Origin of the sequence: Pseudomonas sp. O230, from assembly GCF_045447035.1 — a bacterium.
Lineage (GTDB): Bacteria > Pseudomonadota > Gammaproteobacteria > Pseudomonadales > Pseudomonadaceae > Aquipseudomonas.
The window spans coordinates 1-12,231 of the sequence record NZ_JBJGXN010000002.1; the positions used below are offsets into that span (position 1 = coordinate 1).

Annotated in this window: 10 protein-coding genes and 1 pseudogene; 7 read left to right on the forward strand and 4 right to left on the reverse strand. The window is 51.4% G+C overall.

The window, feature by feature from the left end; all coding sequences use genetic code 11:
- Window positions 1–94, reverse strand: a pseudogene (locus ACI77H_RS03250) (integrase); the annotation flags it as partial.
- 1,127 nt (window positions 95–1,221) lie between these two features.
- Between ACI77H_RS03250 and ACI77H_RS03255 the strand changes: the two are divergent.
- Together ACI77H_RS03255 and ACI77H_RS03260 are read left to right on the forward strand one after the other, a co-directional pair.
- Window positions 1,222–1,935, forward strand: a complete 714-nt coding sequence (locus ACI77H_RS03255) for a methyl-accepting chemotaxis protein (RefSeq protein WP_407011027.1) — start codon at window positions 1,222–1,224, stop codon at window positions 1,933–1,935.
- A 226-nt stretch (window positions 1,936–2,161) separates the two neighbouring features.
- On the forward strand, window positions 2,162–2,383 hold the full coding sequence (locus tag ACI77H_RS03260) for a hypothetical protein (RefSeq protein WP_282483474.1): 222 nt from the start codon (window positions 2,162–2,164) through the stop codon (window positions 2,381–2,383).
- 53 nt (window positions 2,384–2,436) lie between these two features.
- On the opposite strand, the gene umuC is transcribed toward ACI77H_RS03260, so the two are convergent.
- The gene (gene umuC / locus ACI77H_RS03265) at window positions 2,437–3,717 is read right to left on the reverse strand and encodes a translesion error-prone DNA polymerase V subunit UmuC (protein ID WP_282483473.1); all 1,281 of its coding nucleotides are present in this window, start codon (window positions 3,715–3,717) and stop codon (window positions 2,437–2,439) included.
- On the reverse strand, window positions 3,710–4,135 hold the full coding sequence (locus tag ACI77H_RS03270) for a LexA family transcriptional regulator (protein ID WP_282483472.1): 426 nt from the start codon (window positions 4,133–4,135) through the stop codon (window positions 3,710–3,712). Before ACI77H_RS03270 ends, umuC begins: the two co-directional genes overlap by 8 nt.
- Window positions 4,136–5,435: 1,300 nt before the next feature.
- Between ACI77H_RS03270 and ACI77H_RS03275 the strand changes: the two genes are divergently transcribed.
- The 5 genes from ACI77H_RS03275 (at window position 5,436) to ACI77H_RS03295 (ending at window position 11,103) form a co-directional block, all read left to right on the forward strand.
- On the forward strand, window positions 5,436–5,747 hold the full coding sequence (locus tag ACI77H_RS03275) for a cupin (RefSeq protein ID WP_407010355.1): 312 nt from the start codon (window positions 5,436–5,438) through the stop codon (window positions 5,745–5,747).
- Between the two features lie 612 nt (window positions 5,748–6,359).
- On the forward strand, window positions 6,360–7,280 hold the full coding sequence (locus ACI77H_RS03280) for a LysR family transcriptional regulator (protein ID WP_205894086.1): 921 nt from the start codon (window positions 6,360–6,362) through the stop codon (window positions 7,278–7,280).
- 387 nt (window positions 7,281–7,667) lie between these two features.
- Window positions 7,668–7,850 (forward strand): hypothetical protein, encoded by a 183-nt coding sequence (locus tag ACI77H_RS03285; protein WP_205894085.1) that lies wholly within the window; start codon window positions 7,668–7,670, stop codon window positions 7,848–7,850.
- Between the two features lie 19 nt (window positions 7,851–7,869).
- Window positions 7,870–9,141, forward strand: coding sequence for a RidA family protein (locus ACI77H_RS03290; RefSeq protein WP_205894084.1), 1,272 nt, complete (start codon window positions 7,870–7,872; stop codon window positions 9,139–9,141).
- A gap of 528 nt (window positions 9,142–9,669) precedes the next feature.
- The gene (locus tag ACI77H_RS03295; protein WP_205894083.1) at window positions 9,670–11,103 is read left to right on the forward strand and encodes a catalase; all 1,434 of its coding nucleotides are present in this window, start codon (window positions 9,670–9,672) and stop codon (window positions 11,101–11,103) included.
- Between the two features lie 535 nt (window positions 11,104–11,638).
- Here the strand turns inward: ACI77H_RS03295 and ACI77H_RS03300 are convergent.
- On the reverse strand, window positions 11,639–12,055 hold the full coding sequence (locus tag ACI77H_RS03300) for a hypothetical protein (protein WP_205894082.1): 417 nt from the start codon (window positions 12,053–12,055) through the stop codon (window positions 11,639–11,641).
- Window positions 12,056–12,231: the final 176 nt, after the last annotated feature.

The following is a 12,231-nucleotide window of genomic DNA, read 5'->3' on the forward strand; positions in this document are numbered from 1 at the left end:
TTCCCAAATACCTGCCAGTGCGTTCAAGCTTCGTATGACCAAGCAAAAGTTGTACGGCTCTCAGGTTCTTCGTCCTGCCATAGATCAACGATCTGTCACAATTTTGGTGGTCGCTACCCCTAACGATATCCAAGCCACTCAAGCTGACTTCAACAAATAGGCTTTTCGGCATGGACTTCTGACTAGGGAATGATTTGCTTTTCGCGTTTCATAAAAGAGCGCAGAAATAAATCACTCCCCTGCCCTCTTGATTTGATAGCGCATGGCCGATAAAGGCTCTTAGCCACCACTAAAACTCATGGAGGACAGGTTGTGAAATCGATGCTGGGATCAGTGAAAGGTATGTTGGTGCTGCTGGTGGTCGCTTGCAGCCTGGGCTTTGGCGCGATCGTTATCGGTGGCGTCGCGGCGTTCGGTCAGATGGATCGGGCGGCGATTGAGATGGGGCAAGGCAAGGATGTAGTGGCCGACATTCTTCCGCCGCCGTTGTACGTGATCGAAGCGCATTTGATCGTCTACCAACTGATGAACAGCGGCATTGACACCGCGCTGGGGCTGAGCAAGCTTCATCAGTTACGCACCGATTTCGATACGCGCAACGCTTACTGGCTCGCCTCCAACCTCAATGATGCAGTTAAAGGCAGCCTACTAGGCGCCCAAAAAAAAGCCTCCGACACCTATTTCAGCGCGCTTGAAACACACTTCATTCCGGCCCTGCAACAAGGCAATCAAGAAGCCGCCAACACCGCGTTCGAGGAACTGAAAGCCGCCTATGACCTGCACCGCCTGGGCGTCGACAAAACCGTTCAGGTCGCCAATGCCTACGCAGACGCGCAACTGGTGGAGATGAGCAACACCGCCAGCAACGCCCGTTGGCTGTTGGGAATGGTCGGCGGCCTGAGCACCTTGGTCGCCTGGCTGATCTACACCTTCGTCGCCCGCCGGATCAAAACTCTGCTCGGCGCCGAACCTGCCGAACTGCGCCAGGAAATGGCCCGTTTCGCCTCAGGTGACCTGCGCAACGATAACCGTCCTCCCATTGCCGGCAGCGTGCTGGCCGGCCTGGCCGAAGCCCGGGAGCGCATTCGCAAGCTGGTGGCCGATACCGCCGCTGGCGCTGAATCGGTGGACGTACAAGTCAGCAGTGTAAATATTGCACTTGAGCAACTGAAGGAAAACTCCACGTGCCTCGCCGAATCAGCGCTGATCTCTGGTGTGGCCATGGAACACATTTCCAACACCATCACTCACATCGCCAAACAGGCGGTGGCGGCACAGACATCTGTCGGCCAAGCGGACGATCAGGCTCGCGCCGGTGACAGCGCCCGCCTGGAAAGCCTGGAGAGCGTGCAGCGCCTGGCAGCGGCCAGCCGCGAGACGCAATCCTCGGTCACCGACCTAGGCACACAATCGAACAAGGTCAGCGGCATCGTACTGACCATTCGGGAAATTGCCGCGCAAACCAATTTACTGGCGCTCAACGCCGCCATCGAGGCCGCCCGTGCCGGTGAACAAGGCCGTGGCTTTGCCGTGGTCGCCGATGAGGTGCGCAAGCTGGCCGAACGCACGACGAACGCGACTGCGGAAATCGAGTCATTGATCGACGCCATCCGCCGCAGCATCGAAGGTGCCGTGCAAGCGATCCAGCGCAGTGCTGGGGACGTCGACGTTGGCATCAAGACGGTGGTGGCGGCCGGTGAGTCGTTGATGGGCATTCAGGACCGCATCGCGGTAGCGACTCAGGCGATGTTGGAGATTGTCGCCGCCACCATTGAAGTCACCAACGCCTCGCGCAAAGTCACTTCCAGTATGGAAGAAGTTGGTCAACTCGCCGACGCCGGCAACCGCTCGGCCGCCACAACGGCCGGCGCCGGTGAAGTACTACAGAGTGTTTCGCAAAGTTTGCGTACCGCATTAAAGGCGTTCGCGTTTTAAATCTTGCACGCAGACAAGCCAGCTCTCATGCATTTGTGGGAGCGGGTTTGCCTACAAAAAAAGGCAGAAAACGACCCAAAGCATTTTTTTGGTAAAGATTTCGGCGCTGTTAGGGTCCGGCATTGGCTCGCCCGTTCGGAAGAGAGTTGTCAGCGTTACGTCTGAGTTAAATGGAGCGCATGGGCGCTGGGGATATCTATCCCCCATATAAAACCTGGGTGGCATGATGAAGGAAGCGCAAAGAAAGCTGGCTATTACCGCCTGGAAACAGCTCTTTACTCTGTCCGCAAACCGCATCGACGATGAGGACAGATACTACAGATTGCTGAGGTCTGCTGACGACATGGAGCGCGAAGGCCTGATGACTAACACTGAGTGGCTCAAGCTCGCTCAACAAGCCGGGACACTGTTCTCTAGCACAGCAGAGTGCATGGCCGGGCCGAAGTAAGACAAATGGTACGATTTTTATTAAAACGATGATTTGGTGAAAGTCTCCCTTTCCTACTTACAATGCACCGTCCATAACTCGTCGATTCGCGTAGTGAAACTCTGACTAATCATCTCCCGCCGCATGCCCCAATCTGGGTTGCTCGGCACACTGGCGGTACGCAACGTTCCCCTCCCCCACCGCCCATTAATCTGGTCCAGCACGGCCATTATCCTCGTGGCTTCGGCGGGCTGTGATACAGCGAACAAATCGTCAGTGTATTGTCCTGGCTGGCAAAGATTGAGCAGCATGACTTCCGCCTTACTGAATTTGAATCCAGGACGAAACACACGTTCCACCGCGTCCACTGCTGCCTTGGTCAACAGCCGGACATCGTCAGTTGGATACGGCAAATCCACTACCACACCATTAGCGAATTTCGCTTCCTCCGGATTGAACATACCCGTGCGAATGCTGACGCGGATCTTCTTGCAGACTGATCCCTGGGCACGAAGCTTTTCCGAAGCGCGCATCATGTACATCGCCACCGCTTCTTTAATCGGCGGCAACTCCGTGAGGCGTTTCCCAAACATTCGACTGCAACAGATTTCCTGCTTCGGTGGATCAGGTTCCTCTAGCTCAAGGCAATGGGTGCCGGCCAACTCCCGGGCAGTCTTTTCGATCACCACACTGAATTTACTGCGCAGCATCCAAGGATCAGCCTTGGCCAGGTCCATCGCCGTTTTGATGCCCAATGCATCCAAATGTATTTTCATGCGCCGACCGACACCCCATACCTCGGACACATCGGTATTGCGCAGCACCCAATCGCGTTTGAATGGATCACAGATATCAACGACCCCACCCGTTGCCGCTTGAAGCCGTTTCGAAGTGTGGTTCGCGAGTTTTGCCAGGGTTTTGGTGTGAGCAATTCCGACTCCCACCGGTATGCCCGTGCAGCGCAGAACCTGGCTGCGAATTTGACGCCCGAGAGATTCCGGGTTTGCGATTCCCGCTAAATCAGCGAAGGCCTCGTCGATGCTATATACCTCCACCACCGGCACCATGGATTCAATCTGGGACATAACACGTTCACTCATGTCGCCATACAACGCGTAGTTCGAGGAGAAAGGAACGATGCCGTGCTGCTTGAGTTTGTGCTTGATCTGGAAGTACGGTTCCCCCATTTTCACGAAGGGTTTCGCGTCGTAACTTCGCGCTATTACGCATCCATCGTTATTGCTCAAAACGACGATGGGCACACGTGCAAGATCAGGCCGAAACACCCGCTCGCAACTAGCGTAAAAGCTGTTGCAGTCAATCAGGGAAAACACCGGTAACGACTTACTAGACATGGCTACGAACGCTGCTCGTGATCACGCCCCAAATTGAAAGCTCATCCCCCTCCAGAACGTAACGTGGTGGGTATTTGGTGTTCTCTGAAAGCAGGATCATTTGAGTGCCGCGAATGCACAGGCGTTTACAGATGGGTTCGTTGTTCAGCAGCGCCACGACAATGTCGTTGTGACCGGCCTCTAGGGCACGATCGACGATCGCCAAATCAGCATCGAAAATACCAACACCTTGCATGCTGTCCCCGGCAATCGACACTAAATAAACGTGTGGAGCCCGGATATTCAAAATCTCATCCAAGGAGATATGTTGTTCGATGTGATCCGCAGCCGGTGATGGGAAGCCGGCCGGCACACGAAAGGAGCATTTTGGAACCTGAATTCCGCCTTCAGCTATAGGACCCACGATGGTAAAGCTCATGGCAATGCCTTATACAAGTACTGTATTTATGCACAGTAAACGTTGAAGCAGCTTTGCGGTCAATTTTTTGTGTGGGAGTTTTCGACAAGCGGAGGATTGTCGTGCTCGGTGCTAAGCTTTTCGTCTTCTAGGAGGACGAAGCTCATACCAACCAACGACCTGATCCCTTCCCTGCTTTATCGCTTGAATGAAAACCAAATCGCGATCGCCGCGGCCGTTGAGGAGCTTGCCCTGTGCGTAGACAAACTTGGACACGCGACAGTTGCCGAGAATGTGCGCAGCACCTTGGCTACCTTGGATTTGAACTTGGCGCACATCACCCGCGGAATCGCGGACTTGATGAATGATTGAACGCTCGTGCGGTCGGCAAAAAAGACGCTAGGAGCGATGACCAAGCGAAAAAAACCAATAAAAAACCCGCGAGAAACGCGCGGGCAAAAAGGGATAAAACGAGGAGTTCACAAAACTAGAGCATTTCATTGGACAGCCGATTTGAAGCAAACTCCAGCATAGCGGGTTATTCTGTTTACGCAGGAAACTACAATTTTTATTCGCGGCGACCGCGTTGTTTGCTTCGCCCATTTTGAAGCCATGATGATCACTGCACTCAGGCGCATCTGGCGGAAGATCCATTTCGTGAGAAAAGCGACCTACGAGTTACACAAATTTTTGCCCCCTTTCCTCAGGCGGACAGCCCGCAAATCGACCCCTACCTAACGCGAGCGACGAACGACGAATTACCACCCGCTGGTAATCGCCCGTCGCAGCTTCAATCGACGACCACGCCCCCGATGGTCCCCTTTCGGCGCAGCCGGCAACAGGGAAATCTTCCTCGGGCTAAACTGCTTTTGGACTTTGGAGATCTACAATGGCACGTCGAAAAAAGCATCACCCTACAGTAAGCGGTAGCTCCACCCCCCCTGAGATCCCTATGCCTATAAAATCTCGGCAGGGTGTGCCCAGGGCAAAACTCGACCTCGCTACACTCTTAGCCGAAACTCCCGAGCACAGCATCGATTTTCAGTGGGAAGCTATGTCACCCGTTGACCGTGAATTTCAATGAGTTGATGTCAACACGGCTCAACATCACTGCCATTAACAACCTGTTTCCCCAGTGAACTGCTACGGGAAAAATGCTGGCCCGCGGGAGTCATGGACTGCTCCCAAGTCAGCCTCTCGCGAAGGTCAGAAAACGGCCAACAGCGGCTGTCGGTTCAAGCCTGCTTTTAGGCCAGCACTCGACTGTCAATGGTTCTGGTAAATTGGAAGACATTCACTATTTATTTGAGAACCGCGATCAATGAGAGTTATTCGTAGCAAAGACTACACCGCCACTCGCGCTTGGGGTGCTTACGACATAGCTAACATTGATGGAACCACCGTCCGCCTTCACTGGACCGATCAACCATACAAATGGCATGTCAATGATGGGGAGGAAGTTTTCGCAGTCCTCGACGGCACTGTAGATATGCATTATCGAGAGTCAGGCATCGAGCACATCGTGACACTGGTGGTAGGGGACGTGTTTTTCGCAGGGATCGGCTGTGAACATGTTGCACACCCTCGTGGAGAAGCACGGATTCTGGTTATCGAACGTGAGGGTAGCGTTTGAGCTGAGTAGGATATCGCTCGTCATTACAGCTGGTTCACAGACCGTTTAAGATCCATACAGCCCATCGTCAATGGGTGAAATAACCTGTTAAAACACAAGTTCCCTGGTGAATTAATGAGTGTTGAGGTGGATCTCCAATACCCTCATCACTAAACCTCCACCAGGTCGCTATACCGCTGGACGTAAAAAAAGAAACAAGCAGCGAAGACTTAGACATTGAAGGCCAACCACAGAACGCCATCAAGGTCGTTTGGCTTACGTCACAATAGTTCTTCAAGCGCACGACTGCTCAGGTCGAAAGCCCCCTTTATCGATGGCATTGCCCAAGCCGCAGTGAAAAATCGCGACCTTGGTTGGCCAGCTTTTACCAACCCGAGCAGCGATGAATGCCTAGGCGGAAACGAGTCGGCAATCAATTGGCGTGCCCGTCAGTAGAGCCAACGAAAGACCGCATTGTCTAATCTGCTGTCGCGCCAGTGACGAGAATTTTTGCCATGATGTCCTTGCGTTCCAATCATGGTATTCAGGAGGAAACCCATCATGACCAAAGCATTAAGGATTACCTAGTTCTCAATCGGTAGAATCAGCTTCAACCAAAAGCTTGAGGTAATCATGGAAACCCTGGGAAATCTCGAATCCTTCGTCCGTGCCGCAGAGTCCAGCAGCTTTTCCGAAGCCGCGCGACGCTTAGGGATTTCCTCAGCCGCGGTGAGTAAAAATGTGGCGCGACTTGAAGCCAACCTTGGTACGCGTCTGTTCCACCGCAGCACGCGAAGTCTCACCCTCACCGAGGCGGGAGAGTTGTTTTACCAACAAGTCGCGGAAGGCCTTGAAACCATTCAGGGTGCAGTGAACCAGCTTGGCGAATCACGAAAAATCCCCGCAGGGCGACTGCGTGTTAGTTTGTCGCCGACTTTCGCTTACGATTATGCATTGCCAGTGCTAAAGACTTTTATGGAGCGATACCCCGCTGTCGTGCCCGATTGGCAGCTGGAAATGCGTCGCGTGGATTTGATAGGTGAGGGTTTTGATGTCGCTATCGGTGGCGGCATGGAATTGTCACCTGGCGTTGTGGCACGCGAACTGGCCAAACTTCATCTCGTGGTTGTCGCTGCGCCGGCATGGCTGGAAGGCAAGCCTATACCCACTGAGCCCTGCGAGTTGCAGGGAGTTGATGGCATCGTAATGCGCTCGACTAGCTCGGGACGTTTGCTGAACTGGACGCTTCGTGATTCAAACGAAGGACGGGTCGACATCAATCTGAAACCGGTGGCGATCATGAACGACCCGGAAGCGTTGTGTAGATGTGCTGTGATGGGGTTAGGTGTCGCGCTGCTACCTTTGGATCGCGCGTTGCCTTGGTTGCAGCGCGGTGAGCTGATTCGATTATTGCCTGATTGGTATGTGGATCTAGGTGTGGTCTCGATTTACTACTCTTCAAAAAAATCTTTGCCTGCCAAAACAAGGGTGTTTGTGGACTTCCTGTTGGAGCATTTTCAAGAATCACTCTGCCAACATTTACGTGCCGATTGACGCCTACTGCAATTAAGCCAGCATGGATCACTACACACAATAATTCGGCTTTGCTTTCCTCCGCTTTCGACCAAGGAAAATATTTCCAGTTGCGCACCTTGGTTTTCAAATTGGACGAACCACCTCGCGCACTCGCGTGTGTATACCGATAACTTTTTCCAAGCTTTTCAGTTCCTGCTTCTTAGACCTTTGGTGCTGTGCGACCGAGGAAAAATAATCCGGCATAAGAGAAAATTTAATTAGTACTTTATTCCTCTTAACGAAACAGTCTACTTTTATTATTCAGTTGGTAGTACAGCGCATTACCGATGGTCATATTTCCGAAAATTTCGGCATCACTCCATTTGCCTCCAAGCTAGACTTTTGATGAATATGCGGAGGTCAGCCATGTCTCGCATCCCAAAGAAAACATCAGGAATTAAAAAAACAGCCAAACTGAGTAATATTAAATACCCAGACACATGTAAGAAGTCTACATCCTCGCTTGGAACGGAGCTGGACTTGATCATATTGCTGGCAGAATTACCAGAGAATCTCTTGATTTTGGCTGATAGCGAAGGCAACCCCTAAACCAGATTGGAGAGTTGATATGAGTGGCCTTAACGTGGTGCTGGCACGAAACACAAATGATGCAGCGAAAAGCATTGGCCCGTATTCTCAGACAGTTGCATTCTCCCATTACAATTACATCTCGGCTCAATTGCCGCTTGATCCAGCATCAGGGAAGCTAGTCTCTGAAAACGTAAGGGATCAAGCCAAGCAATGCTTCCAAAACATAAAGTCGATTGTGGAAAGCATCGGGCATTACATGGATGACATCATTAAAGTAACTATCTATTTAAAAGACATTACAAACATTGACTCTGCACACGAAGTATATTCCACATTCTTCCCCAACTACGTACCGGTTCTCACAACAATCGCAGTTAAAGATCTGCCTATGGGCGCATCAATTCAAATTGAAGCACTTGTGTCGAATGGCGAAGGTACTATCGAGGGAGCGCCACAAGAAGGTAATCTTATAAAAACTTCCCGAAATACTGACAGTGCACCATCGTGCCTATTATTCTCTCAGTCTGTTGCATTTTCACATTACAATAATATCTGTGCTCAGTTACCCATAGATTCATCGACGCGTAAATTGGTGGCGGGGGGCGTGAAAGAGCAAGCTGTGCAATGCTTAAAAAACATTCAAAATATCTTAAAAAGCCTAGATGTACCTTTAGATGATATCGTCAAAATCAATATTTATCTTACAGACTTAATGAATATCGACGCCGTGGACGCAGCTTATAAGGCTTTTTTTCCGCATTCCGCGATCGCCAGATCATTGGCCTACTACCCTGCGAGAACATTAGTTGCTGCGTCAGCCTTGCCTATGGGTGCACTAGTACAAATTGAAGCGGTAGTATCACATGGAAATGGTACGCCACCGCAGCTTGTTGAGGACAGACATGGAATAGTGATTAAAGCAAACAATGCGGCAGATGCACCGAAGCATCCCTTATCAACACAATCTGTTGCATTCTCTCATTACAACCATGTATCAGCACAATTACCCCTCGACCCAAAAACTGGTGAATTGGTCGGTAGCACCATGAAAGAACAGACAGAACAGTGTCTGAAAAATATCAAATCGATTGTCGAAAATGTTAATCACTTTTTAGGAGACATAGTGAAGATCAATATCCACCTCAAAAACATCGACGATATAACAACCGTTAATGAAATTTACACGAAATTTTTCCCTGACGGCATCCCTGCACGAACAGTGATAGGTGTTTCCGCGTTACCTCACAATGCGCTGGTTCAAATTGATGCAATTGTTTCGAATGCAGAAGGAACACCTCCAAAGCTATGAAAGTAATTTATTTCAACATGGAGCCATCTTGGAGGAATCTATTGGGACCTAGGCACGGTACTCATACGTGCTTGGGTTGGTGGCGATTCAGGGTATAAATAACCTGCCCTCCTCCCGGTCGTTGTTCTGAGAACCAAATCACGACTGAAGTAAAAATTAGCATCAGGTGTAATAATTCGCTCTAACATTTCCGTATATAAAAACAATATTCAGTATTCTTTCGATGTATGCACTGCCGATTAAAATATTGTTAAAACCTCACTGATAGGTGACGCAAATACAAAATCCTGGCCCATACTTACCTCTCGCCTGATCCACACCTCGTTGTCATAGAAGCTCTCCAAAAATGCCTCCGCAGCAACGTACCAATGCTGCTCTCCGACATTTCTCTTGGACCTTCGTGTTTATCAGGATTGAACTGCTGTTTGTCTCGATTGGGGTGGTCTATAGCCGTTGAGAAGGGAAGTTCACCAGTTTGCCGATTGCTGGCGGCCACCGCACACACACTGATTTTCTAAAGGTGGACGCATGAAAAAGCTCACAACGGCATTTGGCGCTCCTGTTGTCGACAACAACAATACTCAAACAGCAGGCGCCCGCGGCCCTGCTCTCCTTCAAGATGTATGGTTCCTCGAAAAACTCGCTCACTTTGACCGCGAAGTGATCCCTGAACGTCGTATGCACGCCAAAGGGGCAGGTGCCTACGGCACCTTCACTGTTACTCACGACATCACGCGCTACACCAGGGCAAAACTGTTCTCGCAGATAGGCAAAGAAACACCGATGTTCACGCGCTTCTCCACTGTCGCCGGCGAGCGCGGCGCGGCTGATGCAGAACGTGACATCCGCGGTTTCTCGATGAAGTTCTACACCGAAGAAGGCAACTGGGATTTGGTGGGCAACAACACTCCCGTGTTCTTTATTCGGGATCCTTTGAAATTTCCTGACCTGAACCACGCCATCAAACGTGACCCACGCACCGGGCTGCGCAACGCGAATAACAACTGGGATTATTGGACCTCGTTGCCGGAGGCGCTGCATCAGGTCACGATCGTCATGAGCGATCGCGGCATACCCTCCAGCTTTCGCCACATGCACGGTTTCGGTAGTCACACGTTCAGCTTCCTTAACGCCGCAAATGAACGCTTCTGGGTCAAGTTCACACTCAAGACCCAGCAAGGGATCAAGAACCTATCGGATGCCGAAGCGGGACAACTCATTGCCGGAGACCGTGAGACCCATCAACGCGATCTGTACGAAAGCGTTGAGCGGGGTGACTTCCCGCGCTGGACGCTGTTCATCCAGGTCATGCCAGAAAATGAAGCTGGTAGCTATCACTTGAACCCGTTCGATCTGACCAAGGTTTGGCCGCATAAGGACTATCCACTGATCGAAGTTGGCGTGATGGAATTAAATCGCAACCCGGAAAACTTTTTCGCAGAAGTCGAGCAGGCAGCATTCAACCCTGGCAACGTCGTCCCTGGCATCAGTTTCTCACCGGACAAGATGCTGCAAGGTCGATTGTTCTCCTACGGTGACGCGCAACGCTACCGTCTAGGCGTCAACCACTCGCAGATCCCAGTCAACAGCCCGCGGTGCCCGGTCCACAGCTACCACCGTGACGGACCAATGCGCGTAGATGGCAACATGGGCGGCACAATTTCCTACGATCCGAACAGCTATGGGGAATGGATAGAGCAGCCGGAGTTCGCGGAGCCGCCGCTGAGCATCGAAGGTGCTGCCGATCACTGGAACCATCGTGTCGACGAGGATTACTACTCGCAGCCTGGTGATCTCTTCCGTCTCATGACTCCAGAGAAGCAATGGCTGTTGTTCGAAAACACCGCACGCGCTATCAACGGTGCGTCGGAAATGGTGGTCGAACGCCACATATCAAACTGCACCAAAGCTGACCCGGCTTATGGAGCAGGTGTAAGGGATGCGATTGCACGGCTTGGGTGAAACCTAACTAGTAATTTCTAGGCGCCAGGCCTACAGCGTGGCGCCTTGTCTTTTTTTACAAACCCTACGCTTCATAATCTTTCAAGAGTTCCATTGATCGAATTCGGTGAACACGACAGTAATCACCCAGTCACAACCACCTAGGTCCACTAACATAAAGGATCTGAAACATGGTTTTTTAACCATATCCCCTTTCGTTATCGACTGATCCCCCCGCCTGTATTCATCAAAGACGATCATTTAAAACCCTTAATCGATGCTGTAAAACGCACCAGAGCCGAAGGCAGGTCGGGGCGCTGTGGTGGGCGCTAAGGAATAATTACAGTAGGAGTTGACCCCCACCGAAGCCACCTACTTGTGCGCATCTACGGAATCTGCCGAAAACTAGAGTCATCTACCGAGGGGCTAATTGAGGCTTGAAGATCTTCTTCAGTAAGGTGCAGTCACGAAAACGAGAAAGGCCCTGCAAGCGTTTACCAGCAGAGCAATTCTTTTTGTTTATAAAGCCCGGCTCGGGCGGACGCAACCAAGGGGGTCACGCCATACGATGGGTCTGAGTGCGATCCGAACCGTCAGACGCGACTTGCACGCTTGGCGTATGATCTGAGCCATCTGCGGCAAGAATTTGGCCTTGTTGAGTGTGGTCCGCCCCATCGGAGGCAAGGGCCTGGCCTTGTGGCGTACGATCCCCCCCATCGGAGGCAAGAGCCTGGCCTTGTGGAGTGTGGTCCGCCCCATCTGAGGCAAGAGCCTGGCCTTGTGGCGTGTGGTCCGCCCCATCGGACGCGAGGGTTTGGCCTTGTGGCGTACGATCCGAGCCATCCGAAGCAATAGTATGTTGATATTCAGCGGTCTGAGTGAAAAATTGATCTTTCTGAGTGCTCGGTACCGCAAATGCGCTAATGCTGAGTGCAAAGGTGGTGACAGCAAGTAATTGGGTAACAGTTTTCATGATGTGTCTCCTGTCGAGTTCGCTTTATTTGCATTGCTGAGAAGTAATTGCCTGTTTGTGAAGCAATCTTCTGCCGATTGGGCGATAGCGTCCAAGACCGATATACAATGCAACGCATAAGCAAAACCTATGCATTGTGAGTGCGGAATTCACAGTCGAAATGCCAGAGGTCCTGT

Excerpts from the sequence above, each read along its gene's own strand:
- ACI77H_RS03255 (WP_407011027.1), top strand. The coding sequence starts at position 1,222 with ATGGAACACATTTCCAACACCATCACTCACATCGCCAAACAGGCGGTG.
- ACI77H_RS03260 (WP_282483474.1), top strand. The coding sequence starts at position 2,162 with ATGAAGGAAGCGCAAAGAAAGCTGGCTATTACCGCCTGGAAACAGCTC.
- umuC (WP_282483473.1), bottom strand. The coding sequence starts at position 3,717 with ATGTCTAGTAAGTCGTTACCGGTGTTTTCCCTGATTGACTGCAACAGC.
- ACI77H_RS03270 (WP_282483472.1), bottom strand. The coding sequence starts at position 4,135 with ATGAGCTTTACCATCGTGGGTCCTATAGCTGAAGGCGGAATTCAGGTT.
- ACI77H_RS03275 (WP_407010355.1), top strand. The coding sequence starts at position 5,436 with ATGAGAGTTATTCGTAGCAAAGACTACACCGCCACTCGCGCTTGGGGT.
- ACI77H_RS03280 (WP_205894086.1), top strand. The coding sequence starts at position 6,360 with ATGGAAACCCTGGGAAATCTCGAATCCTTCGTCCGTGCCGCAGAGTCC.
- ACI77H_RS03285 (WP_205894085.1), top strand. The coding sequence starts at position 7,668 with ATGTCTCGCATCCCAAAGAAAACATCAGGAATTAAAAAAACAGCCAAA.
- ACI77H_RS03290 (WP_205894084.1), top strand. The coding sequence starts at position 7,870 with ATGAGTGGCCTTAACGTGGTGCTGGCACGAAACACAAATGATGCAGCG.
- ACI77H_RS03295 (WP_205894083.1), top strand. The coding sequence starts at position 9,670 with ATGAAAAAGCTCACAACGGCATTTGGCGCTCCTGTTGTCGACAACAAC.
- ACI77H_RS03300 (WP_205894082.1), bottom strand. The coding sequence starts at position 12,055 with ATGAAAACTGTTACCCAATTACTTGCTGTCACCACCTTTGCACTCAGC.